This is a genomic window from Nostoc sp. DedQUE09 (assembly GCF_034530915.1).
Taxonomy (GTDB): domain Bacteria; phylum Cyanobacteriota; class Cyanobacteriia; order Cyanobacteriales; family Nostocaceae; genus Nostoc.
Genome location: NZ_JAVRCE010000004.1, coordinates 15,143 through 39,808, shown reverse-complemented (window position 1 = coordinate 39,808; position 24,666 = coordinate 15,143). Strand labels below are relative to the sequence as shown.

Here is a 24,666-nt window from a genome sequence, read left to right as displayed (position 1 = left end):
GTGGGTGCAAATTGCTTGGATTTGATATGATTCATCCGTTAACACAATCCTTTTACCGATACTCACAACTTGCCTAAATCAATATGCCTCGGTTTCTTAGGTTAATTATCAATATAGTAGTCTTAGGTGCAGTGTTACTCATATCCCAGAAAGCTTGGGCGCAAGATTGGCGTCCAGTTCACGGTGGCATCCATTTCAGTATCAGTGGTATAGCTTTGATAGAACAACAAAGCAATACGCTCGATTTTCTGATTGTTCATGACAACAAACAAAAAAACCAAGGTCGTTTAGCAATCGTCAGGATTAAGGGTAAAAGCCAACCTAAATATTTCCCATTGAATTGGCCAAATAATACAGAATTGCCCATCGACTTAGAAGCTTTAACATCTGTTCCAGAGAAAACAAAATCTTCTTTTATCGCTTTAAGCAGTTCTGGAAAAGCTTATTACATCAGGTTAGACTCTACCAACAAGACCATCTCAGTTCTCAAAGAATTCAGTCTACCAGAAATTATTCAAGGAAATAATCTTGAAGCATTTGGATTACAAAATATAGATGGGAAATTAGTTGCTATTTGGGGGCATCGAGGTGAAAGAGAACAACCAGCAACTATTTTTTGGGGAATATTCGACTTAGCTAAATATCAAATTACTCTTGCAGGTTCTGCCAATCTGAAAGTACCGTTTCCATCTGGCAATGTTCGCCATATTTCAGATATTAAAGTAGACCCTGTAGGAATTGTGTACATCACATCAGCAAGTGATGCTGGGGATGATGGCCCATTTCAGTCAGCTGTGTATGTCGCTGGTTACTTGGGATTGCGTGAAAACAAAATTGTATGGCGGCAAAATTCTCAATTTGTTCCCCTCTACCGCTCTAATTATCACAAAATTGAAGCTATGGAACTTGTTCCCGGTGCAAAAGGCGGTGTAGTGGTTGGTACAGACGACGAGAATTTGGGTTCTTATCTATATATTGTGGGTGGAAGTAGCTACTAGATTTTGAGGATTGCTGGTTTATTTGCGATCGCCTTGCATATTTTTATGCACATTATACAATATTTGTCAATTTATTTATGGCGATGCCTACGGCGGGCAAAGCCTACGCAACTTAGTGTAAGTTGACCATTATCTTATCGATAACGGCCACCCAATAATTATCCCTACACATTAAATCGGAACAACATTACATCCCCTTCCTGCACAACATACTCTTTCCCTTCACTGCGAACCAACCCTTTCTCCTTCGCAGCATTCATCGAACCAGTTGTTACCAAATCTTTATAAGCAACAGTTTCGGCGCGAATAAATCCCCTTTCAAAATCACTGTGGATTACACCAGCAGCTTGGGGTGCAGACATTCCGGCATTAATTGTCCAAGCGCGGGTTTCTTTGGGACCACTAGTGAAATATGTCCGCAAACCTAAAAGCGTGTAAGTTGCCCGAATCAATGATTTCAAACCGCCTTCTTCCACACCTAAAGACGCGAGGAAATCAGCTTTATCTTCCTCTGGTAATTCCACTAATTCAGCTTCAACTTGAGCCGAAACTATCACAACTTGGGCATTTTCTGTAGCTGCAATTTGCCGCACTGTTTCGACAAAATGATTACCCGTTGCCAACTCATCCTCAGATACATTCGCGGCGTAGATAATCGGTTTATAAGTGAGCAGTTCTAATCCTTTAATAATTACTGCTTCTTCTTCATTCAAGCTTACCTGACGCACCGATTTACCTTCATTTAAAGCCGCAGCTAATTTTTCTAAAACTGTGATTTCAAACTGTGCATCTTTGTTGGTACGAGCTTGTTTGCGAGTGCGGTCAATTCGCCGTTCAATTTGTGCTAAATCTGATAAACCCAGTTCTATATTAATGATTTCAATATCTCGCGCTGGGTCAACAGAACCAGCAACGTGGATAATATCATCATTTTCAAAACAACGTACTACATGAACGATCGCATCAACTTCTCGGATGTGGGACAAGAATTGATTCCCTAATCCCTCACCCTGACTAGCACCTTTAACTAAACCGGCAATATCGACAAATTCAACCCGCGCTGGGATAATTTGTGCCGAACTGGCAATCTTAGCAAGAACATTTAACCGTTCATCCGGTACTGCGACAACGCCGACATTCGGTTCAATCGTGCAAAAAGGGAAGTTAGCTGCTTCAGCTTTGGCATTAGCAACTACAGCATTAAATAAAGTAGATTTTCCGACGTTGGGAAGTCCGACAATTCCGGCTCTTAGCATTTTGGATTTTAGATTTGAGATTTTGGATTACATTACCAAGGTAATCTAAACAGGTTCCGGTATGGTTTGGGGAATTGTCCCTGGAACCGTCTGAGGAATGGGAGCAGGTACTGGTTCTGGTACAGGCCCCGGTAACGGTTGAGGAATCGCTGGCCCCGGTACAGGTTCGGGACTAGGTAGCGGATTCGGCTCAGGATTGGGACTAGGTAGCGGACTCGGCCCAGGAGTAGGAATTTGTGGTTCAGGTATAGAAATTGCAGTAGGATTAATCATCGTAAGTCTAAATTAAATTATTCAACCTTCCCACGCTAGATGACAACCTCATCTGTTGACATCTCCCCAAATACCTATACCCACGAACACACCTTTAATAATTTACCGCCCCTCTCATTCTCTGCGTCCCTCTGCGCTTCCCTTTGCGCCCCTTTGCGTTTAAATTTCACCCCTCAATTCCCCACCATTTGCACAAAACTACTCCTTTCTAACCTTTTCTACCACCTCTGGCACTGGATCGTAACCACCTGGATGAAACGGATGACAGCGCAAAATTCGCAGAGTTGCCATCCAGCTACCACGCAACACACCAAATCGTTCAATAGCTTCAATAGCATACATCGAACAAGTTGGTTGAAAGCGACAAGTTGGGAGAAACAACGGCGAGATAAACATTCGGTAGCCCCGAATCAGCCAAATAAATAATAATTTCATTGCAGCTACCCAAATCTTATAAATTAGTAACAGGGGTAAAAATTTTAATTTTGTCGCATCTTTGTTAATTACATTTTCTGACTTCACCTCAATTCCGGTTTTCTGGCTGCAAATTGCGATAGCTGCAATTTGGGTGTTACTCATCCTCCTGATTGCAGGGGTGGTAAACCGCTTTGCCGACAAGCCAGAAATCGTGCGGAAGATAGTTCATATTGGCACTGGAAATGTGATTTTAATCGCTTGGTGGCTAGATATTCCGGCCAGCGTAGGGATTACAGCTTCTATTTTAGCGAGTGCAATCACCTTATTATCCTACCGATTGCCAATTCTTCCTGGTATTAATAGCGTTGGACGGCAAAGTTTAGGGACATTTTTTTACTCTGTCAGTTTCGGTATTTTAGTCGCCTGGTTTTGGTACTTACAACAACCCCAATACGCAGCACTCGGAATTTTGGTGATGACTTGGGGAGATGGATTAGCAGCCTTAATTGGGCAACGCTTTGGTAAACATAAGTATAAAGTTTTTGGGACAGAAAAAAGTTGGGAAGGCTCCCTAACTATGATGCTTGTTAGCTATGTTGTGAGTAGTTTCATTTTAGTTGGAACTCAAGGAAACAGTTGGCAAACTTGGGCGATATCACTATTAGTAGCAGTTATAGCTACGGCTTTAGAAGCTGTTTCATTTTTAGGTATTGATAATTTGACAGTTCCCTTAGGCAGTGCAGCCCTTGCTTTCTTTTTAACTCAGTTAGTTTTGAATTAGTAATTGCCTTGAGTACTATTCCTAATTGAGCAAACAAGAGATAATGCCCAAAATTTCTTGTAAGTTAATAAATATAGCGCTTCTGGGTTAAGTCCAATACTGGTAAAGAAGTTTGTAGTAAGGACTTTAGTCCTTCTTATTTTCTAAGCACTTTAGTGCTTACTACAAACCCTCAAAACTGATTTATTGGTTTAGTAGTCCGATCGCAATTTCAAGATACATCTTAGCCTTGTGCAAGTTAAGCAAGCTTTCTTGGTCGTATCTGTCAGGGTAGCTCATAGCCTTTCCTTCCATTGTCAGCTTAATCAGCGCCGCTTGCTCATCGGTGGGTGAGTTCATCTCATCTACTACACCTTCAAGAAATTGAATAACGCTAAAACCCTCTCAACAATGCCTAATCCTAAAGGGAACCCTCAAAATTTTGAACCAGCGCAACCAAAGGGAGATAAGCCATTAACTGACCAATTGAGTTTTAGAGTCTCTAAGGAAATGAAGGAAGAGGTAAAGGCTAAGGACGATCCTCCTGAATTTTGTCGCCAAGCTATCCAAAAAGCACTAGATGAAGATAAGAAGAAGTAGTTATACCAATTTGAAAAAAGAATGGGACAAATAGACTCTTTGTAGAGACGCGATTCATCGCGTCTTTACCCAAGGATGTGTTGCAATCATTAATTGAATTGGTATTAAAAGTTTTTGGACTAAAACTTCAAGAACTATAATAAAGCCCTCCTATTAGAGAGGGCTTTATCGCTAAGTCAAACTCTTAATTTAATTAAGACCATAGTCCTATTGCCAATTTTTCGTATCGGCTCAATTAACAAAAAATAAATCTTTTTGATTATATTCAACACCATCCATTACGTGAAAATTGAGCCGAGTTTATGACTGCGATCGCTTCAAAATCCAATCGAGTAAAATCGGATTGACTAACTCCGGCGCTTCATCCTGCGGACAATGCCCAACTCCCTCTAAAGGAATAAACTTTTCTACTTGCCCAAAGTTAGCTAATTCTCTCCCTAATTTAATTGGTTCCCACGGATCGGCTGTTCCCCACAAGATAATCGCAGGACACTGTAACAGTGGCAAAAGGTCTTCTGGTAATGGCCCTGTAGAATAAGAAGTAAAAGCAAGGAACACAGCCACAGCCCCCGGATCGCTTGCTGGTGAAGTGAGAATATCTACCAACTCATCTGTCACCATCTCAGCATTTGCATAAGCTTGCAGCAGAATTTTCCGCACTGTTTTCGGTTTGGCAAGTTGATTGAAAAAGAAATCACCAACTGGTTTGATAGATAACAGGCGTTGCAGTAGAGGCGCTCCGTAACGACGAGATAAAGGTAAAGTTACCCGTTTGCGATCGTGCAACAGCCGTAAAGAACAGTTGAGCAAAGCGACTCCTAAAGCAATATCTGGGTTGCTTACTGCTGCTTGCATGGCTACAATACAGCCAATAGAATTTCCGACTAAAAAAGCTGGCTCACCCACCACTTCACGGCAAAAATCTGCTACTTGTTGTCCCCAGGTTTCTAGTGTGTAGTTAATTTTTTCACCAGGTTCAGGTTTTGCGGAAGCGCCAAAACCAATTAAATCGATCGCATAAACACGGCAATTTTCCGCTAATACCGGAATATTTTTTCGCCAGTGCCACCAAGAAGCACCAAATCCATGCACCAGGACAACAGCTGGCCCAGTAGTTCCTTGGGTTTGGTAACAGATCGGAAAATCTTGCCAAATCCAGGTTTTTGTAGAGTTAAGTGCTGTTTTTGAACTTGAGGTTGTCATGGGAAATTTGATGTAAAGAATGCTAAAAGCTTTTTAGCAGCAAAGCACAAGTAAAATTGTTTTGAATTTGCAGAAAATTTATCAGATTTTCAAAATTAATCCTTTGCTCTAGTGATAGCCTATACATATACCACAAAAGCTTCTAGGCTGAATAATCCTAGCATCAAGCTGATAATTTTATCCAGTATAGAGAGTTTTCATCTTATTGATAGAGGTAATTTCCTCACAACTGAGATTATGTCAGTATTAAAAATCATAACGTTTCTAATATGAGTAATATTTGGGCTATTTTTTAGATGTGAGTGAATTAGCATCCGTGCTAGATTCAGTAGTTTCACAATTTACGATCGCAAATTTGGTCTATAAGATTGGCGAATATGAGGCATCGGCTAAGGGGTGGTTTGCAACTGGAAACTGACGCTGAATTTAACAATATTTTTCTTGTTCCTAGTTCTGCGGGCCAGAAATCATGAATCTACTAGAAACAATTGATACTCCCGTTGGGAGCTACGCACCAGATTTTGAATTGCCAGGAATTGATGGTCAAGTACACCATCTCAGGCGTTATCTTGAGAAGTTCCGAGCAGTCGGCGTTATTTCTATGTGTAACCACTGCCCTTATGTCGATCGGTATTTAGGCAGACTAAAAAACATTCAAGCCGAATTTGCCCCCAAAGGCTTCACACTAATTGGACTCAATGGTAGTAATGTTGACTACGACACTAGGTCAAGCTTTGAAAATATGAAAGCTTTTGCCTTACGTCACCAGTTGAATTTCCCCTACCTGTGGGACTCAACGCAAGATGTGACCGGTAGTTTCGGCGCAACAAAAACACCAACAGCCTTTCTCATAGATACTAACGGTATAGTCCGCTATAAAGGTAAAATTGATAATCATCCCCAAGAACCATTCTCAGTGGGAGAAGATTATTTGAGAACTGCGATCGCCTCTCTATTTAAAGGTGAAGAAATAGCCATACCACAAACAGAACCAGTAGGTACTACATTGATTTGGCGTAACTAGACATAGATAGTCCCTGTAACTGTTATCTTAAATTGGAGGCAATTGCAACTTTTTTGATAAAGCGTAACTTCATGGGAACGAATTACCGACGGGTTTTACTCAAACTGAGCGGTGAAGCCTTAATGGGAAACATGGGCTATGGCATTGATCCAGAAGTGGTCAAAGGAATAGCACAAGAATTAGCAGAGGTGATAGCCACTGGTACTCAAATCGCCATAGTTGTTGGCGGCGGCAATATTTTTCGTGGCGTCAAAGCAGCGTCGGCGGGGATGGACAGGGCAACCGCTGACTATATCGGGATGATTGCCACGGTAATGAATGCCATGACGCTGCAAGATTCGCTAGAACGCATAGGAGTACAGACGCGGGTGCAAACTGCGATCGCTATGCAAGAATTAGCAGAACCATATATTCGTCGTCGTGCCATCCGTCATCTTGAAAAAGGACGGGTGGTAATTTTTGGTGCTGGTTCAGGAAATCCGTTTTTTACTACAGATACGACTGCGGCATTAAGAGCAGCAGAAATCGATGCTGAGGTGATTTTTAAAGCCACCAAAGTAGATGGAGTATATGATGCCGATCCTCATATTTATCCTGACGCCAAGCGTTACAATAGCTTAACCTACGCGCACGTTTTAGCCCAAGATTTGCGGGTGATGGATAGTACTGCGATCGCCTTGTGTAAAGAAAATAATATCCCAATTCTGGTATTTGACCTAACGGTGCGAGGAAATATCCACCGAGCAGTCTTGGGAGAATCCATCGGCACCCTTGTGGGAGGTTCTTGTGAAATTAGCTGAAGCTGAAAGTACGATGCAAAAAACCGTTGAGGCGACTCAACGAGCTTTTAACTCGATTCGCACTGGTCGCGCCAATGCGAGTCTATTAGATAAGGTATTGGTGGACTATTACGGTTCGCCTACTTCCTTGAAATCACTGGCAAATATTAGCACGCCAGATGCTACGACAATCTTAATTCAACCCTATGAGCGCAACACCCTAAACATCGTTGAGAAGGCTATTTCCCTCTCAGATGTGGGTTTAACACCTAGTAACGACGGTTCTGTAATCCGGTTGAATATTCCACCCTTAACGAGTGAGCGCCGTAAAGAATTCGTCAAAATGGCATCAAAATATGCTGAAGAGGGTCGTGTTGCTATTCGTAACATTCGCCGTGATGCTATAGACGCCATTCGCAAACAGGAGAAAGCCTCTGAAATCTCCAAAGACGAATCAAAAGACCAACAAGACAAGTTGCAAAAATTGACAAATGAGTATACTGCCAAAATAGATGCACTGTTGGCAGAAAAAGAAAAAGACATCACGACTGTTTAAAGTCTAAAGTCTTAAGTATAAAGGCTGAAGGATAATGGATAAATTCTTCAGCCTTTATCATTTCTTAAGTTATTGCATAAATCCTAGAAAAATTGATCGAGTAAGTAAGTAGACATGAATAATTAAAGTAGGAACAATTCATAAATTGCCCCTACTCGATAGAAAATAAACTAATTCTGGAGCAAAAATTCAATATGTACGACTGCATCATCGTCGGCGCTGGGCCAGCTGGTGGAACAGCTGCATATCATTTAGCCAAACAAGGTCGCTCAGTATTAGTGTTGGAAAAAGAATCTCTACCAAGATATAAACCTTGTGGTGGTGGTGTATCTCCAGCGATCGCTCAATGGTTTGACTTTGATTTTAGCCCAGTAATTTCTGTAAAAGCCGACTCTCTTCGCTTTACCTGGAATTTAGGCGACCCCGTAGAAGCAAAAATCGCCACCAAAGAACCAGTTTGGATGGTGCGACGAGATATTTTTGACCATTTCCTAGTGCAGCAAGGGCAAAAGCAAGGAGCTGAACTACGAGATAATACGGAAGTAACGGGTATTGAGTTTCAAAGTGACTACTGGCAAGTTAACACAGCTAATGGCTCAGTTACAGGTCGCTACTTAATTGCGGCTGATGGTGTTAAAGGGCCAATGGCAAAATGGCTAGGCTTCAAAGATCGTAAACGCCGTTTAGCAGGAGCTTTAGAAGCAGAAGTGGCCGCGGAGGTAAAGGATAAATCTACAATTCATTTCGAGTTTGGCTTGGTGAAAAACGGCTACATTTGGAACTTCCCGAAGGCGGACGGTTATTCTATTGGTGTCGGTACATTTGTCGGCGGCAAACCCCAGGATTTTAAGAAAATTTTAGATGAGTACGCGCGATCGTTTAATGTAGATATCAAAACTGGCAAGCAATATGGTTATCCTCTTTGCTTGTGGGATGGCAACCAAAAGTTGCATACTCAAAATGCAGTTTTAGCTGGGGAAGCTGCTTGTGTTGTCGATCCGATGACAGCAGAAGGCATTCGTCCGTCAATTTTTAGCGGTTTAATTGCAGCAGGAGCCATTCATGAGGCACTTTCTGGTGATACCAACGCTTTAGAAAAATATAGCGAAGCGATTAATGAAGAATGGGGTACTGAAATGGCTTGGGCGCAAAAATTAGGTGGAGCATTTTATCGCTTTCCTGGCATTGGCTACAAAGTTGGTGTTAAGCGTCCTTCCGGTGCGAAAATCATGGGTAAGATTCTGTGTGGAGAACTGCGCTATGGCGACGTTGCCAGTCGTGCCCTCAAGCGTTTAATTCCTGGTTTTGGGACTTGAGTAACTTGTTAAAGTAAGCAAACTTCCGCCGCAGTGTAATAGATATTTCTCAATATGGCAATTTACTTGACAAAACAGCTATCTGTGTTCGCTAATATTCTTGTTCTTGTCCTCTTCATGCCGGGAATTGCCTTAGCTGCACCCCTTCAAATCAATACTACTTCTGGTGTTATTTTCGCCCAAACTACCAAAACTGCAAGTTATTTCACCTCGTCAGAGATCAACCTGACTCCCTTACAACGGCAAGAACTCCAGGCTGTGCGTCAGAGAAGAAATAGGGAAATTGCAGCAGTGTTAAACTCATCCCAGCGTGACCAACTTAATCACAATCTCCGGGCTGGTAATAATATTAAGCAAGCGCTAGAAAAATTAAATTTGCAACCAGAACAGCAAGATTTAGTAAAGGCGATCGTGCAATTTACTAACTTGAAAATGAAAGCTGTTTCATCTAGGCATTTACTGACAAGAGGAGAGAAATAATAGTTTGATTTGTATAACTTATGGAAACAGCTGACTAATCTGGACTTCAATTTCTGGAAATGCAATCAAGGATAATGTTGCATTCTCCTGCAAAATAAATTCCAGATTGTAACCCTTCAAGCTTGGTTCGCGAAAAACATAAACCTGACGCTGACTCACATCCAAAATCCAGTAGTCATTAGTTCCTGCTTTCGCATAAAGAGGCGCTTTCTGTTTACGCTCTGTTTCTAGTGTTATATCCGCTACCTCAATTAATAAAAAGGTTTCATTGGGTGCAGGATGGCGAACGATATACTTTCGCGAATCGATGCGGACAACAGCGATATCTGGCTCAGGTTCCGAATATTGGCTTAACTGAATGGGATCTTGTACCCGAACTAAGGCAACTTCTGATAGCAGCCGCTTGAGGTAGTCAGACGCACACAGCGTTGTTGCTGCGTGAGGAGGATTTTATCCTCTGTAATAATACCCGTTTCAAACATCCGGTGATATTCGTTTATAGTCCACAGGCGCACTCTAGTTTGTGTTATTGGATTTCCTTTGACCATCGCACATCACTTTTAGGTGATTATCTCTTACTCTCAACTTTGGCAGCATCTATAATTAATCTTGCCCTATTTAGTTCGTTACCATGTCGGAAGAAGATATCCGAGCCGCCAGGCTGGAGAAAGTAGAACAACTCAAGCAGCTAGGGACTAATCCTTATGCCTATCGTTGGGAATCCACCCATCATGCAGCGAAGTTGCAAGAAAAGTTTGCCGATTTATCCAGTGGTGAAGAAGTCGATTTAGAAGTTGCCATAGCCGGACGCATTATGGCGCGTCGCGTTTTTGGTAAATTGGCTTTCTTCACTTTGCAAGATGAAACCGGTACAATTCAGCTTTATCTAGATAAAAATCGCATCCAAGAAGGTATGGCAGATATTGATGCCGATGCCTTCAATCACTTAAAACAACTTACAGATGCAGGCGACATTTTAGGAGCCAAAGGTACTATTAAACGGACTGAAAAGGGCGAGTTATCTGTCTACGTTAAACAATATACTATCCTTACTAAATCCCTGTTGCCCCTACCCGACAAGTGGCATGGATTAACGGATGTTGCCAAGCGCTACCGTCAGCGCTACGTTGACTTAATTGTAAACCCAGAAGTGCGGCAAACTTTCCGCCGTCGCGCTCAAATTACTGCTGGTATTCGCCGCTATTTAGAAGAACGGGATTTTCTGGAAATTGAAACGCCAGTTTTGCAAAGTGAAACTGGGGGTGCAGATGCGCGTCCATTTATCACTTACCACAACACTTTAGAAATGGAATTGTATCTGCGAATTGCCACAGAACTCCATCTCAAGCGGTTGATTGTGGGTGGTTTTGAAAAGGTGTTTGAATTGGGGCGAGTTTTCCGCAATGAGGGGATTTCAACTCGACACAATCCCGAATTTACGACGATTGAAATTTACCAAGCCTACGCCGACTACAACGATATGATGGCGCTGACGGAAGGGATTATTACCACTGTCGCCCAAGAGGTACTCGGCACATTAGAAATCACCTACCAAGGGGAACCGATAAATTTAACACCACCTTGGCGGCGGGTGACAATGCACGATTTAGTTAAAGAATTTACAGGCTTAGATTTTAATTCGTTCCAAAGTTTGGAAGAAGCAAAAACAGCAAGTAAAAATGCTGCTATTCCTGGTATAGATGAAGCTCAATCAATTGGTAAGTTACTAAATTTAGCCTTTGAAGAGAAGGTAGAAGCTAATTTAATTCAACCTACCTTTGTAATTGATTATCCAGTAGAAATTTCGCCTCTAGCAAAACCCCACCGTTCTCAACCTGGTTTAGTGGAAAGATTTGAGTTATTTATCGTCGGGCGAGAAACTGGGAATAGCTTCTCAGAATTGACCGATCCTATCGATCAAAGAGAACGCCTAGAAGCCCAAGCTGAAAGAAAAGCTGCTGGTGACTTAGAAGCCCAAGGTGTAGATGAAGACTTTCTCACCGCTTTGGAATATGGTATGCCGCCTACAGGTGGTTTAGGGATTGGGATCGATCGCTTGGTGATGTTATTAACCGATTGTGCCAGTATTCGGGATGCGATCGCTTTCCCCTTACTCAAGCCAGAAAAATCAGAATCATCCCCAGAAGAATCCTAATCTTACACCCCATTCCTAATCCCCTCCTCGCTTGCGGGGAGGGGAGACAAAGCGTAGCTTTGGCGGGGTGGGGTTCTTCTGTTTGAAGCCCTTACACCACTACCTTTTCTAAGATCAGCTTAGAACGTTTCACTTGCTCAGGAATCGTCACGGGATAATCTCCGGTAAAGCAGGCAGAACAGAAACTATTGGTGTCTTCTCGTGTCGCTTCTAGCATTCCTTCCCAACTCAGATAGGCGAGACTGTCTACTTCCAGTTGCTTGGCAATTTCTGCTACTGACTTAGTAGCAGCAATCAGCTGATCCTGAGAATCGGTATCGATGCCATAGAAGCAGGGATGAGTTACAGGCGGAGACGAAATTCGCATGTGTACCTCTACTGCACCTGCTTCACGTAAGGTTTTGACTAGTTTACGGCTGGTAGTACCCCGTACAATCGAATCATCTACAATAATTACTCGTTTACCTACCAGCACATCTTTGAGGGGGTTGAGTTTCATCCGCAGACCTGATTCCCGCATGGTTTGGGTTGGTTGAATGAAGGTTCGCCCAACATAGCGATTTTTAATCAGTCCTTCCCCGTAAGCGACACCAGACGCTTGGGAAAATCCAATGGCAGCAGGTATACCAGAATCAGGAACACCAAAAACAATATCGGCATCTACAAAAGATTCTTTAGCTAGCTGGTGTCCTAATCGCATTCGATAGCTGTACAAACTCTCGTTGTGCATGACGCTATCAGGGCGGGCAAAGTAAATCATTTCAAAGATACACAATTTCCGCTCAGATTTTTGACTCCAATGATAAGAAGCTAAACCTTCTTCAGTAATCCAAACTAATTCACCTGGTTCTACGTCTCGCAGGTATTCGGCTCCAATGATGTCTAAACCACAAGTCTCGGAAGCCAAAACGTAACGGACTGGATTACCTGCCAAAGTGCCGATTACTAAGGGACGGATTCCATTAGGGTCACGGACACCCATAACGCCGACGGGAGTGCCAATAACTAAACTAAAGGCTCCTTGGCAACGTTGAAATGCCTGAATTCCACCTTCTAGCCAATCAGCGCCCGTATCTATGGCTTCTGCGATCGCAAAAGCGATCATTTCTGAGTCTGTTGTTGTCACTAAGTTACATTTATTCTCAAGCAACTCTTGACGTAGTTGCACAGTATTGACTAAATTACCATTGTGTGCAAGAGCTATTGAACCTAAACGGGTTTCTAGTACTGCGGGTTGGGCATTAACTTTGCGGCTAGAACCTGTGGTGGAATAACGAGTGTGACCAACAGCAAGACTACCAGGCAATTGATCCAAGACAGATTCATTGAAGACTTGAGACACCAAGCCCATATCTTTATGGAGATGTACCTTTGTCCCCTCAAAAGTGGCAATACCAGCTGATTCTTGACCCCGATGCTGGAGGGCATACAATCCAAAGTAGGTCAGTTTAGCAACGTTTTCTCCTGGGGCGTAGATGCCAAAAACACCACAAGCTTCTTCTGGCTTGTCAGGTTGATTTTCATGACTATTGATTGGGTTGTTGGTCTGGTCGGGGTATTCATCCGAAGTGACAGAATGAATAGAAATCATGCTAGCTTTGCTCCTGGTGGGGGGGGGTCAATCAATTTTGGATTTGAGACTTCGGCTACGCTCAGTCGAACGATTGACGATAGCGGAGCGTTAGCGAGTCCGCGTTCGCGCAGCGTCTCGTAGAGAGCGTCTTTTGGATTGATCGCACCCTGGTAAAGATGCGGCTTGGAATTTTAAAATGGCTATTTTAGATTTTTTGCCCAGTAAGAGCAAAATATGAACTAGAAGCAACGCCCCTAATCCAAAATCTAAAATTCAAAATCTAAAATTGGTAGTCAGTCACTGGGATTATTAGATGGCTGAGGAGTTCTTAACAAATCTTTAACCATCCATTAAAACAGTACCCTAATTTTGCTCAGAGACGCTAATAGTTGTGAGTGAAGTTTAAATACTCAGCATTCAGCGCTCAGAAGTAGCGGTATGGATGGCGAGACGTTTGGCGATCGCATGGGAATAGCGATCGTTCATATCTTTGATACTAACTTTGATTAAGGTTTGGTTATCAGTGGTGAAAACCCCCAAACCAGTCTCAAAATTACTAACTACACCCAGTTTTTGCCATTCTTGACTCAAATGTTCCTGTAAATATGATTCCCAAATTTCTTGTTGTGCTGATGCTACAGAAACTAAAATTCTGGCACCACCTTCGGCAAACAACACCTCGTCAAGTCGGTTTAACTGTGTTTGCGCTATTTCTAAATTGATTTCGGCACCAAGATTGCCAGCAAGGCAAGATTCGGCTATGGCGATTGCCACTCCTCCCTCAGCAGAATCGTGGGCTGAACGTACCCAACCATTACGAATTCCTTCACGGCAAACTTTCTGGACGCGGCGTTCCAAGTCAAAATCTACCCGTGGTGGTTTTCCGGCAACAGTATTGTGGATAGTGGCTAAATATTCAGATGCTCCCAAACTGATTTGGGATGCCAAAGGCAATCCGAGAAGATAAATTACATCGCCCGATGTTTGCCAACCTTGACCACAAATTTTGGTTATATCAGGAATCAAACCCACCATACCCACCACAGGAGTGGGATAAATGGGTTGTGGGTTGCCTTGAGAATCAAGAGTTTCATTGTATAAAGAGACATTACCACCTGTCACTGGTGTCGCCAATTCTCGGCAACCTTCCGCCAAACCGCGACAAGCTTCTGCCAATTGCCAGTAACCAATGGGTTTTTCTGGAGAGCCAAAATTTAGATTATCCGTCACCGCTAGAGGTTCTGCACCCACACAGCTAAGATTGCGTGCAGCTTCTGCCACCACTGCCTTAGCCCCTTCGTAAGGGTCAAGATATACATAACGAGGATTGCAATCTACCGTCGCCGCCACTCCTGATTTGAGATTTGGGATTTGGGATTTGAGATTAGGGATTTCTTCAAGAGGGCGCAAACGGATAACAGCCGCATCTGCGCCACCTGGAAGTATTACTGTATTATTTTGTACCTGATGGTCATACTGACGATATACCCAATTTTTAGAAGCGATCGTCGGTGTATCGAGCAAAGTTAAGAGAATATCATTCCAACTTTGCAGTCCTCCTGAAAGTTCTATTCCAGCAGTTGTAGAAGGAGGTAGGGAATCAGCAGTCCATTCCCAAGCTTGACGCGCGTATTCTGGTGCTTCTGCCAATAACTCCCGGTTATATAGTGGGGTATTCTCCGCCAAAGCTTCAGCGGGAATTTCTGCTGCTACTTCACCCTGAAAGAGAATTCGCACAATCGGATCGGCGATGACTGTACCAGCAACAACGGCTTGAAGTCCCCACCGATGGAAAATGTCAATTAATTCTTGCTCGCGCCCTTTATGAGCAACAAACAGCATTCGCTCTTGAGATTCCGAAAGCAGATATTCATAAGGAACCATCCCCATTTCTCTGACGGGAATCTTATCTAAATCTAGTTCAATTCCCACACCGCCTTTTGCTGCCATCTCTGAGGTAGAACAGGTGATTCCCGCTGCTCCCATATCTTGAGCGGCGACAACTGCACCCGTTTTAAACGCCTCCAGACAAGCTTCAATTAACGACTTTTCCAAAAATGGATCGCCCACTTGTACAGCAGGGCGATCGTCTATGGATTGATCGCTCAATTCTGCACTAGCAAAACTCGCGCCTCCCATACCGTCGCGCCCAGTGGTGGAACCAACATACAACACGGGGTTGCCTAAGCCAGATGCTCCAGATTTGACGATTTCTGAGGTTTCCATCAACCCCAGTGCCATAACGTTCACCAGAGGATTACCAGAGTAAGCAGAGTCAAAGTAAACTTCGCCGCCAACGGTCGGTACTCCCACACAGTTCCCATAATAAGAGATTCCTGCCACCACACCGCTAAACAGTCGTTGGGTTTTGGGATCTTCTAAGGAACCAAAGCGCAACGAGTTTAATAGGGCAATAGGACGCGCACCCATTGTAAAAATATCTCTGAGAATACCTCCGACTCCCGTTGCGGCTCCTTGAAAGGGTTCGACCGCTGAGGGGTGGTTGTGGGATTCAATTTTAAAAGCTAGTTGGAGTCCATCACCCAAGTCTACAACACCAGCATTTTCACCAGGCCCCACGAGGATGCGGGGACCATCGGTAGGAAATTGTTTGAGTAGAGGTCGAGAATTTTTATAACAACAATGCTCTGACCACATGACGCCAAACATTCCCAGTTCAGCTTTGTTGGGATGACGGCCTAGCCGACGGACAATTTCTGCGTATTCTTCTGGTTTAAGACCTTCAGCAGCAATTTCTTGGGGGGAAAAGGCTGGTTTTGAGGTTGCAGTCATGGAAGTAATGCACTCTGGGGGGACAGAGCATTATTCTATCGATTTACTTGCCCTGTAAGTACAGTTCCAGAAATGCAGATAATTCTTCTTTGGATATTTCTTTCTGAACTACTTGAATCACCAAGTTGTAAGCTTGCTCTTGAGATAGATTGAGAGTGTAGCCATTTAAGCTCAAAAAAGTAAGCATAACAGCGAAAGCGGTACGCTTATTGCCATCAATAAACGGATGGTTCATTGCTAAATGGTAAAGGTACGCTGCTGCTTGCTCGTGAATTGTTGGATGGAGAAGTTCACCGCTGAAAGTAGCTTGAGCTTGTGCCAGTGCTGAATCTAGCAAACCTTCGTCTCTCACACCTGATGTTCCACCAAATCTTTGAATTTGGCGTTGATGAATATCTAAGACTTGAGAAATAGTGAGAAATTTAAGAGTCTGCAAGCTGAAGGAATACCTCTTCCCATTTTTTTTCAACTGCTAAGTAAGCCTGCCATACTTCTTCATCTGAGGCAATCTGATTTGAGGCAGTATTTTCTAATTTGTCTTCATTTTGTTCAATTTCGCGCAAATATTTGGCAAAATCAGGAATATTTAATAATATTTTGTCAATAGCTTCGTTTTGTTCTATTTTTTGCAGATAAGCAATAATTGCAACTGCTACTCGCAACTTCTCAAGAGAAAGTTGACGCAAACGGCTTTCGGCTTCTGATAAATAATTGCTGTGCTTTTGTTCTGTTGCCATCGTTACCCCAAGCTAGGTTTTTTGCCAGTTATGAATCAGTTTTCTTGCTAACTCTAGCTTATCGCCCTATTGTGATTTACTCATTATGTTGTAAAACACGATGCCTACGGCGGCAAGCTACGCAATTTTACTTCCTGTAGATTGAAGCGCGATCGCTCTTCAATTTAAACTCTAACTAAATACTTGTATTTCCATCTTGGTAAATATTGGCAATAGATACTTATACAGCCTTTATTACAAGCAAACTTGTTTCTTGGATGGAAGGGTAGTACAACCCCAAAATGCACTCAACAGGATTATTCCGACCATGAACTAGACAAAATTAAGATCACTAGCACACAAAATGCTTTAGTCTTTAAAGATAACTTGATTTTTTAATCTTGGTGAAATTTCTAGCTCCTTTACTTACGTGAGTCTAGTCCCACTCAGAAATTATTCGGGTATATGCAGTTTAGATGTAACAATCAAGTGACGAGAATCACACATATCGATGATTAGGATCGTCTCCCAGCGATTGGTAACTAGGCATAATTAATGACAACTGAACTCTAGCCGAGTCATTAATAGGGAACACACTTAATAGCCGACAGCCTTAATCAAGGACTGTCGGTTTTTTGTATCTATATTGTTTTTGTCTTTTGAGCAATGCCCTTCAAGAGTCCTGAGTAATGAGTGCTGAGTGCTGAGTAGGGAAAATTTAAACTCGGAACTCGGAACGGGCTAAACGCCCCGCTACCTCTAACGAAACTGTTTTGCCCCATACCTATAAATTTCCCCACAACTGGTTGGTAACTTGACAGAGATTTTGCCACAGCCACTACCAAATGTGGGGAAGGTATGATCAAATTGGGGATTTTATGCCTATCGAGTGCTAATACCTCGCACTCACTTTAGTAGACCGGAAGTATATTCCTAGAACCAGCACACACTTTGTATTAAGACATCGCTTGAATGATGTAATCAAAGTAAGGTGCTGCTTCGGCAGCGTCTTCCGCACTTAGCAAGCTCAGGGAGGCTGTTTTGAGGGAATTGATCGCTTCTACCATTCCAGGCACGGGAACGCCCAATGAATTGTACATTTCCCGCACACCAATCAAACCGATTTTTTCGATTGGCTCTTTGTCACCGGCAAGTACACCATAAGTAATTAGGCGTAAGTACCAGCCAAAATCACGGATACATAGAGAGCGTTGGCGTTCACCGTAAGCATTACCTCCAGGGGAGATAAAGTCAGGACGCTTCTGCCAAAGTTGTTTAGTTGCTTCTTGAACGATCTTCTTTTCGTTTTCGGCTAAGGTAGCCGCAATCCGCGTCCGTTGTACGCCGGTTTCCAAAAAGTCTTTGATATTTTTAAGTTCGCCACTGCTGGGATAACGCAGTTCGTCGTCGGCTTTGAGAATAACTTGGCTAATTACAGTCATGATGATTGAAATCACCTGAAATATTATCTGTTAGTTTAGCGAGTTGGAGGTACACAAGTGAAGGGATCGGAGTTACTTATGTATTGAATTTATCTATTTGGGGAGAGTAGGGAGCAGGGGGAGCAAGAAAAAATAACTAATACCCAATGCCCAAAAACAAATGACCAATGACCAATGACCAATGACAAATGACTAAAATAATTTGGCAACAGGGTGAATTAATCGAAGTGACGATCGCTAACCTGAGTGATACAGGCGATGGTGTAGGACGCGCTGATGAACGTGTAGTGTTTGTCCCAGATACTGTCCCAGGCGATCGCGCTATTGTCCGCTTAGTACACGTTAAACCTAAATACGCCCACGGCAAGCTCCAGGAGCTATTGGAACCATCCCCCCAACGTATCCGACCTAGTTGCATTGTGGCGGATAAGTGTGGTGGTTGCCAGTGGCAGCATATTGATTATGACTACCAGCTACTAGCCAAGCAAAATCAAGTTATCCAAGCAATGGAGCGCATTGGCGGTTTTGTCCAACCACCGGTAGATCCGGTACTCGTCGCCCCTTCTGCTTTAGGCTACCGTAATAAATCTACATATCCTCTCTCGCTATCAGCAACAGGACAAGTACAAGCTGGTTACTACCAAAAAGGTAGTCACCAATTAATTAATTTAAATCAATGTCCAGTCCAAGATGCGCGATTAAATCCCTTACTTGCCGAAGTTAAACAGGATATTCAACAGCGAGGTTGGCGAATCTATGACGAACAGCGCCATCTTGGACAAATTCGCCATCTTGGTTTACGCATTGGCCGACATACTGGGGAAATGTTGCTGACTTTGGTGGTGAAGGACTGGAATTTATCAGGAATTGAAACCCAAGCCCAGGAATGGTTAAAGCGCTATCCGCAGTTAGTGGGAGTGTCGCTCAATCGCAATAGCGATCGCACAAATGCTATCTTTGGATCAGAAACCCGTTGCATCGCTGGAGTACCCCACCTGCGTGAAAATTTTGCTGGACTGGAATTTCAAGTACGCCCAGATACATTTTTCCAAGTGTATACCGAAACAGCAGAGGCACTATTACAGGTAATTCAATCAGAACTCAATCTTCAAGGGCATGAGTTCCTAGTTGATGCCTACTGTGGTATTGGGACTTTAACTTTACCCCTGGCCAAAAAAGTACGAATTGCTACAGGATTAGAAGTGCAAGCAGCAGCAGTAGAACAAGCAATTTTGAATGCTCACCGTAACGGAATTGATAATGCAACATTCCAAGCCGGGGCAGTAGAGAAATTGCTTCCCCAAATGGGCACAATACCAGAAGTAGTAATACTCGATCCGCCACGTAAGGGGTGCGATCGCGCAGTCATAGACACTTTACGGCAATTGAAACCATCTCGGATCGTTTACGTCAGCTGTAAAGTAGCTACCCTCGCCCGTGACCTGAAATTGCTTTGTCAAGATGGGCAATATACCATAACACGGGTACAACCTGCTGATTTTTTTCCTCAAACTGCTCATGTTGAAACTGCCGCCTTTCTTGTGCTATCACATTTTGACAAGGGTAGTAATTCCTTCAAAAAAACTGAAATTTGAAAATTTTAGTCTAGTGCATACTAAAGATGCTAAAATTGAATTAAGCCAAAAATAAAAATTCATTTTGTTTAAATAAATTCAAGTTGCATGGGTTCTTAAAAAGATGAAGAAGATTGCGTAAATTATAAATCGGCAACTAACTAGAGTATGCCAATACTCTGTAAAATTAACAGCATATTCTTAATTTGCTGACCTCATTATCAAATTTATTCCAGCCGATATATCTAAACAATCCCAATTCATAGTTATAGAGCCAATGCTCCCTAGCATTTTCAAAATTTAGTTTTAAAGACGCAAGTTTGAAGGCAGCATGACCACCTCAAGTTTTGTCAGGGTGACTGTAATAGCAAACTGATGTCTAGCTAACTGAAAGCTATGGGGTTTCTCTTGTGATTACTATTTCACTTCGTCCAGTTGGACGTTATTGGGGCACTATTAGTTTTGCCTCAACCCTCTACCTTTGTCCCATCTTAGACTTATTGTTGGCAGAAATTCCAGCAAAATTACAAGCAGAACTGCGTCTAGGACTTCAAGAAGCCCTAGTAAATGCAGCTAAACATGGTAATAATCTAGATCCGAGTAAAACAGTTGTAGTTCGTTTTTCCGTAATAGATAATCAATATTGGTGGATAATATCAGACCAGGGTAGTGGCTTTACTCCTTCATCTACTATTAATGAAGAACCAACAGACTATCTTCCACCAGATGAGTCAGAAAATGGTCGTGGTTTATGTCTTCTGCATCAAATTTTTGATCAGGTAGAGTGGAACCGCAAAGGCACAGAATTGAGGCTTTGTAAACAAATGGAAAATCGCCGAGGATTATCTCTGCGGCGATGATGTAGTTAGGAGTTAGGAGTTAAAAGTTAGGAGTTGAATAATAATTCAAACTCCTAACTTTTCCCGTGAGTCGGACAGGGAGGGGCAGAAATAGAGCGATCTAACCAACCAACTGCCTGTTGTAATCTCGCTTGAGCTTCTTCTGGCTGATTCTTTAAAAGATACACAATTGCTGCTGCCACTTGTTCATTAGCACGGGAATTACGGTTAGACTTGAGGCGATGCCAATCGTTAGGGGAAATAGTCAGCCTTTCCATGAGGGCTTGAGCTAGTTCCAGAGTACTAAGTTCATTCAGTTGACTGGTTTTAGGCAGCTGAGTAGATTGAGACATAATTATGAGTGCTGAGTGCTGAGTGCTGAGTGCTGAGTGCTGAGTCAAAAACTCATAGTTTTAATTTTGACTATTGGCAGACTGCTCTTTAATCTTAGTTTACTACTTGTAAATGAAGCCGCCTAAACAATCACAGCCGTCAGCAGAAAATCCTGAACCAGATTTTGAACAAGAATTAAAGGAACTAGAGCGATCGCTCTTATCCTTAAAAGAACGTTACGATCAAGTGCAACGCGATCGCCAACAACAGGCACAATGGCAACAGCGTCGGGATCAACTAAAGCACAATAAATCTCAGACACCAGAAATCAAAGCAGAGTTACGGCACATTCAACAGCAGTTGGAAAGGCTAGAAGTGAACTTAGAAAGCCAGTTATTTTCTTGGCGTAGCCTGAAAAAACCTTTCTGGCAAGTCGTCCGCTTTGGTGGAATGGGCGTTATCATAGGCTGGATATTAAAGTCTTATGCTGGGTAAATATGGTAAATCGACGGATTGCAGAAATATTGCGAAGTGGCCAACCTGATGAGTCTCTCCAAGTGCAAGGCTGGGTGAGGACAAAGCGTGAGTCAAAAGGATTTGCTTTTATCGAAGTCAATGACGGCTCATCGCTAGCTAATTTGCAAGTCGTCATCAATCAGGATTTGCCAGATTACGAAGCTATTTTGAAAAAACTGAATACGGGTGCTGCTGTCGAAACGACAGGGGTACTAGTGGCTTCTCTTGGTAAAGGACAGCGAATTGAATTGAAAGCCGAGACAGTGAAAGTTTTCGGTGAAGCTGATCCCGATACATATCCCCTGCAAAAGAAACGCCATTCCTTTGAGTTTCTGCGAACCATTGGACATTTGCGATCGCGTACCAATTCTTTTGGTGCAGTTTTCCGCGTCAGAAATGCTTGTTCGACAGCAATTCATCAATTTTTCCAACAAAGAGGCTTTTTGTGGGTACACACACCCATTATCACCGCTAGCGATTGCGAAGGCGCGGGTGAACTGTTTAGCGTTACCAGTTTAGATTTAAAGAATATTCCCCGCACAAAAAACCAAGCAGTAGATTACAGCCAAGACTTTTTTGCTAAACCCACATACTTAACAGTTAGCGGCCAGTTGGAAGCGGAAGTGATGGCGATGGCTTTTAGCAACGTCTACACCTTTGGGCCTACCTTCCGTGCAGAAAATTCCAACACTTCCCGCCACCTAGCAGAATTTTGGATGGTTGAGCCAGAAATGGCTTTTTGTGACTTAGAAGGCGATATGGATTTAGCTGAGGCGTTCCTCAAACACATTTTTAAATATGTGTTGGAAACTTGCCGAGAAGATATGGAATTTTTCAATGAACGCATTGATAAATCTGTGTTGGCAACAGCCGAAAATATTATTAATAATCAGTTTGAACGGTTAACTTATACAGAAGCCATCAAACTTTTAGAAAAAGCTGATGTTAAATTTGAATATCCAGTGAGTTGGGGTTTAGATTTACAATCAGAACACGAACGGTATTTGGCTGAACAACAGTTTAAGAAGCCAGTAATTGTCACAGATTACCCAGCGCAAATCAAAGCCTTTTATATGCGCTTGAATGACGATGAAAAAACCGTCCGTGCAATGGATATTCTCGCACCGAAAATTGGCGAAATTGTCGGTGGTTCCCAGCGAGAAGAACGTTTAGAAGTATTAGAACGCCGTGTGTTAGCGCAAGGATTAAACCCAGAAGACTTGTGGTGGTATCTTGATTTGCGTCGTTATGGTACTGTCCCCCACGCTGGTTTTGGACTAGGTTTTGAACGACTCGTGCAATTTATGACTGGTATGGGAAATATTCGTGATGTGATTCCCTTTCCGCGTACACCCCAAAGTGCTGAGTTTTAGTTGGAGAATTTCAATCAGGCGATTATAAATCGCGTCTGCACGGACTTATAAAAACTTTGAAACCCGCTAATGCGGGTTTTGCTCGTATAGCCATGTGTTTTATAAAGCGATTCATTAAAATTTAAGATTTTTAAATCTCCTCTTGTAAAACTTGAATTTGTTCAATAGATAATTCAGTAACTTGAGCAATTTGCTCTAAACTCATTCCAATTCGCAACAAATTTAAAGCCAACTTTTTTGTTGTTTCTGCTTTGCCTTTGGCTTCGCCTTTAGCTTCGCCTTCTTCTAGGATTTGTTGAGAAATGACTGATTCGCGCATAATCTCACTCCTTAAAATCTTCATAATTACATTTTTATTTAACACCAGACCTGCTAAAAGGCCACTGGCAGCAGCTATATTTATTTGTAGCTATCCTCCATAAGATTTGCAAATAATCTGTTCTCACTTCGGAGGTTATTTACAAGTTGCTACAGGTATCTAACAAACTCTGGCACTGCCCAAATTTTAATTTTTCTATCAATGCTATAACTAGCAATGAATTCATGATTGCTACTCATGGCAACATAACCAATTGGTGCGGTATGCCCCTGCAATGTAGATAATTTTCTGTTCATTGCTAAATCCCAAACAACTATTTCGTAATTCTCTGTACAGTAGATGAAGACTCTAGCATCTGAACTTATAAGGCAGGGAGCAACACCTAAAGATGTATAGAGAATGCGATCGCTGATCAATTCCCACACACACGCCTTGTTTTCCCGGATTCCGCAAGCCAAAACTTGCCCATCAAGGCGATTCGCAAGTGAATTTACTGTCAGGGTAGGTAGATTATCTAATGTTTGAGTAAGTTCTCCTGTTTTGGTATTCCACAGTTGTAGCTTATTCTGCAATCTCTGCTTAAAACCTGCAACCAAAAACTTTCCATCAGGGGTAAAAATAAGGGGTGTAGTCAACCAAAGGTCTAGCTTTGATTGATGATTCCATGAATTATCATAAGGAATTAAAGCCACATCTTGAAATTGCTGATGGAGGCGACGAGTATATGTTTCATAATCCCAGATATCTAACTTTCCTGTTCTGCCTTGACTATAGCCAGTAGCAACTAATGGCTGTTTAGTTGGGCAGACAGCCAAGCAATGGGGATGGGCTTGAACAGTACCCATAAGGTAATCGGGATAAGTGCCAATCGGCTCTTGTGTTTCTGTATCTAATGGCCAGAGAAAGTCCTGAAAGCTAATGATACACACCTTGCCGCTTTTGCCTAAACAAAATTCGTGAGCCATCGCCAGATCAAAATCTTTCTTGCTTTGACCTGTCTCCAAATGCCAAATATTAACAAAAGATTGCTTATAAGACAGATCCCAAGCGAGACTTAAACATTTTTGATACAAAAATAAGGCTTCAACCTAGACAAGTAAAGGAAAATACACCGAAGGCTCAAATATTTAGAATATGCACCTGCAATAATATTTCTTTTATACACAATAAATTAGGGTTACAACAATTGTTGTAACCCTACAGATTGGCTATATTCAATCTGCTCGAAAATTGCCATAAAACGACAATTAAGCTCATAAATACCGAATTATGAGCAATTATTCACATTTACTATATCTAGATTAATGGTTTGGCGAGGTAAATACTTTCTTGCTTGCCTGCGTGGGATAAGTGACGCTAGTGTTAAAAGAA

At 42.4% G+C, this 24,666-nt stretch carries 28 protein-coding genes; 13 read left to right on the top strand and 15 right to left on the bottom strand.

The genetic code is table 11. The annotated features are described in order from the left end of the window. The first annotated feature begins 83 nt into the window (after positions 1-83). The gene (locus RMY27_RS03670; RefSeq protein ID WP_322660527.1) at positions 84-998 is read left to right on the top strand and encodes a hypothetical protein; all 915 of its coding nucleotides are present in this window, start codon (positions 84-86) and stop codon (positions 996-998) included. 164 nt (positions 999-1,162) lie between these two features. Here RMY27_RS03670 and ychF read toward each other — a convergent pair whose 3' ends face one another. From ychF to yidD, 3 genes are all read right to left on the bottom strand, one after another. Next, on the bottom strand, positions 1,163-2,254 hold the full coding sequence (ychF, locus tag RMY27_RS03665) for a redox-regulated ATPase YchF (protein WP_322660525.1): 1,092 nt from the start codon (positions 2,252-2,254) through the stop codon (positions 1,163-1,165). A 45-nt stretch (positions 2,255-2,299) separates the two neighbouring features. Beyond that, positions 2,300-2,527 carry a hypothetical protein gene (locus RMY27_RS03660; protein ID WP_104905863.1) on the bottom strand — a complete coding sequence of 76 codons (228 nt, stop codon included), beginning with the start codon at positions 2,525-2,527 and terminating at the stop codon, positions 2,300-2,302. A gap of 198 nt (positions 2,528-2,725) precedes the next feature. Continuing rightward, the gene (gene yidD, locus RMY27_RS03655) at positions 2,726-2,962 is read right to left on the bottom strand and encodes a membrane protein insertion efficiency factor YidD (protein ID WP_322660523.1); all 237 of its coding nucleotides are present in this window, start codon (positions 2,960-2,962) and stop codon (positions 2,726-2,728) included. Between the two features lie 61 nt (positions 2,963-3,023). Here yidD and RMY27_RS03650 point away from each other — a divergent pair, with 61 nt between their 5' ends. Continuing rightward, positions 3,024-3,725 (top strand): SEC59/DGK1/VTE5 family protein, encoded by a 702-nt coding sequence (locus RMY27_RS03650; protein ID WP_322660521.1) that lies wholly within the window; start codon positions 3,024-3,026, stop codon positions 3,723-3,725. Positions 3,726-3,908: 183 nt separating this feature from the next. On the opposite strand, the gene RMY27_RS03645 is transcribed toward RMY27_RS03650, so the two are convergent. Then, on the bottom strand, positions 3,909-4,064 hold the full coding sequence (locus RMY27_RS03645; protein ID WP_322660519.1) for a hypothetical protein: 156 nt from the start codon (positions 4,062-4,064) through the stop codon (positions 3,909-3,911). Positions 4,065-4,088: 24 nt separating this feature from the next. Here RMY27_RS03645 and RMY27_RS03640 point away from each other — a divergent pair, with 24 nt between their 5' ends. Continuing rightward, positions 4,089-4,304, top strand: coding sequence for a hypothetical protein (locus RMY27_RS03640; protein WP_416212305.1), 216 nt, complete (start codon positions 4,089-4,091; stop codon positions 4,302-4,304). 300 nt (positions 4,305-4,604) lie between these two features. Here RMY27_RS03640 and RMY27_RS03635 read toward each other — a convergent pair whose 3' ends face one another. Then, positions 4,605-5,507, bottom strand: coding sequence for an alpha/beta fold hydrolase (locus RMY27_RS03635; protein ID WP_322660517.1), 903 nt, complete (start codon positions 5,505-5,507; stop codon positions 4,605-4,607). A gap of 469 nt (positions 5,508-5,976) precedes the next feature. Between RMY27_RS03635 and RMY27_RS03630 the strand changes: the two genes are divergently transcribed. The 5 genes from RMY27_RS03630 to RMY27_RS03610 all read left to right on the top strand — a co-directional run bounded on the left by RMY27_RS03630 (position 5,977) and on the right by RMY27_RS03610 (position 9,662). Further along, positions 5,977-6,531: a thioredoxin family protein gene (locus RMY27_RS03630; protein WP_322660516.1), complete on the top strand. Its 555-nt coding sequence runs from the start codon at positions 5,977-5,979 to the stop codon at positions 6,529-6,531. Positions 6,532-6,602: 71 nt separating this feature from the next. After that, the gene (gene pyrH, locus RMY27_RS03625; protein WP_094348577.1) at positions 6,603-7,331 is read left to right on the top strand and encodes a UMP kinase; all 729 of its coding nucleotides are present in this window, start codon (positions 6,603-6,605) and stop codon (positions 7,329-7,331) included. Beyond that, positions 7,318-7,866 carry a ribosome recycling factor gene (gene frr / locus RMY27_RS03620; protein WP_322660513.1) on the top strand — a complete coding sequence of 183 codons (549 nt, stop codon included), beginning with the start codon at positions 7,318-7,320 and terminating at the stop codon, positions 7,864-7,866. Before pyrH ends, frr begins: the two co-directional genes overlap by 14 nt. A 194-nt stretch (positions 7,867-8,060) precedes the next feature. Beyond that, the gene (locus tag RMY27_RS03615; protein WP_322660511.1) at positions 8,061-9,182 is read left to right on the top strand and encodes a geranylgeranyl reductase family protein; all 1,122 of its coding nucleotides are present in this window, start codon (positions 8,061-8,063) and stop codon (positions 9,180-9,182) included. A 54-nt stretch (positions 9,183-9,236) separates the two neighbouring features. After that, positions 9,237-9,662, top strand: a complete 426-nt coding sequence (locus RMY27_RS03610) for a hypothetical protein (RefSeq protein WP_322660509.1) — start codon at positions 9,237-9,239, stop codon at positions 9,660-9,662. 18 nt (positions 9,663-9,680) lie between these two features. On the opposite strand, the gene RMY27_RS03605 is transcribed toward RMY27_RS03610, so the two are convergent. Beyond that, complete coding sequence (locus tag RMY27_RS03605; RefSeq protein WP_322660806.1) at positions 9,681-10,022, bottom strand: Uma2 family endonuclease; 342 nt, start codon at positions 10,020-10,022, stop codon at positions 9,681-9,683. Positions 10,023-10,039: 17 nt separating this feature from the next. After that, positions 10,040-10,210, bottom strand: coding sequence for a hypothetical protein (locus RMY27_RS03600; protein ID WP_322660507.1), 171 nt, complete (start codon positions 10,208-10,210; stop codon positions 10,040-10,042). A gap of 83 nt (positions 10,211-10,293) precedes the next feature. Here RMY27_RS03600 and lysS point away from each other — a divergent pair, with 83 nt between their 5' ends. Next, on the top strand, positions 10,294-11,817 hold the full coding sequence (gene lysS / locus RMY27_RS03595; protein WP_322660505.1) for a lysine--tRNA ligase: 1,524 nt from the start codon (positions 10,294-10,296) through the stop codon (positions 11,815-11,817). 91 nt (positions 11,818-11,908) lie between these two features. Here the strand turns inward: lysS and purF are convergent, their stop codons facing one another. From purF to RMY27_RS03570, 5 genes are all read right to left on the bottom strand, one after another. After that, complete coding sequence (gene purF / locus RMY27_RS03590; RefSeq protein ID WP_322660504.1) at positions 11,909-13,408, bottom strand: amidophosphoribosyltransferase; 1,500 nt, start codon at positions 13,406-13,408, stop codon at positions 11,909-11,911. Between the two features lie 399 nt (positions 13,409-13,807). Next, on the bottom strand, positions 13,808-16,183 hold the full coding sequence (purL, locus tag RMY27_RS03585) for a phosphoribosylformylglycinamidine synthase subunit PurL (RefSeq protein ID WP_322660503.1): 2,376 nt from the start codon (positions 16,181-16,183) through the stop codon (positions 13,808-13,810). 43 nt (positions 16,184-16,226) lie between these two features. Then, positions 16,227-16,619, bottom strand: a complete 393-nt coding sequence (locus RMY27_RS03580) for a type II toxin-antitoxin system death-on-curing family toxin (RefSeq protein WP_322660501.1) — start codon at positions 16,617-16,619, stop codon at positions 16,227-16,229. Further along, complete coding sequence (locus RMY27_RS03575) at positions 16,606-16,920, bottom strand: hypothetical protein (protein WP_322660499.1); 315 nt, start codon at positions 16,918-16,920, stop codon at positions 16,606-16,608. Before RMY27_RS03575 ends, RMY27_RS03580 begins: the two co-directional genes overlap by 14 nt. A 935-nt stretch (positions 16,921-17,855) precedes the next feature. Beyond that, complete coding sequence (locus RMY27_RS03570; RefSeq protein WP_109007747.1) at positions 17,856-18,341, bottom strand: allophycocyanin subunit alpha-B; 486 nt, start codon at positions 18,339-18,341, stop codon at positions 17,856-17,858. 188 nt (positions 18,342-18,529) lie between these two features. Here RMY27_RS03570 and rlmD point away from each other — a divergent pair, with 188 nt between their 5' ends. Together rlmD and RMY27_RS03560 are read left to right on the top strand one after the other, a co-directional pair. Next, complete coding sequence (rlmD, locus tag RMY27_RS03565) at positions 18,530-19,936, top strand: 23S rRNA (uracil(1939)-C(5))-methyltransferase RlmD (protein ID WP_322660496.1); 1,407 nt, start codon at positions 18,530-18,532, stop codon at positions 19,934-19,936. A 389-nt stretch (positions 19,937-20,325) separates the two neighbouring features. Next, positions 20,326-20,775 carry an anti-sigma regulatory factor gene (locus RMY27_RS03560; RefSeq protein WP_322660494.1) on the top strand — a complete coding sequence of 150 codons (450 nt, stop codon included), beginning with the start codon at positions 20,326-20,328 and terminating at the stop codon, positions 20,773-20,775. Between the two features lie 53 nt (positions 20,776-20,828). On the opposite strand, the gene RMY27_RS03555 is transcribed toward RMY27_RS03560, so the two are convergent. Further along, positions 20,829-21,107, bottom strand: a complete 279-nt coding sequence (locus RMY27_RS03555) for a DUF6439 family protein (protein ID WP_292730277.1) — start codon at positions 21,105-21,107, stop codon at positions 20,829-20,831. A 112-nt stretch (positions 21,108-21,219) separates the two neighbouring features. On the opposite strand from RMY27_RS03555, the gene RMY27_RS03550 reads away from it, so the two are divergent. Then, a complete protein-coding gene (locus RMY27_RS03550) occupies positions 21,220-21,582 on the top strand; it encodes a hypothetical protein (RefSeq protein ID WP_322660491.1) in 363 nt (120 codons plus the stop codon). Positions 21,583-21,584: 2 nt separating this feature from the next. Continuing rightward, on the top strand, positions 21,585-22,976 hold the full coding sequence (gene asnS, locus RMY27_RS03545; RefSeq protein ID WP_322660488.1) for an asparagine--tRNA ligase: 1,392 nt from the start codon (positions 21,585-21,587) through the stop codon (positions 22,974-22,976). 130 nt (positions 22,977-23,106) lie between these two features. On the opposite strand, the gene RMY27_RS03540 is transcribed toward asnS, so the two are convergent. Then, positions 23,107-23,295, bottom strand: coding sequence for a hypothetical protein (locus RMY27_RS03540; RefSeq protein ID WP_322660486.1), 189 nt, complete (start codon positions 23,293-23,295; stop codon positions 23,107-23,109). A 149-nt stretch (positions 23,296-23,444) separates the two neighbouring features. Continuing rightward, the gene (locus tag RMY27_RS03535) at positions 23,445-24,260 is read right to left on the bottom strand and encodes a hypothetical protein (RefSeq protein WP_322660484.1); all 816 of its coding nucleotides are present in this window, start codon (positions 24,258-24,260) and stop codon (positions 23,445-23,447) included. Positions 24,261-24,666: the final 406 nt, after the last annotated feature.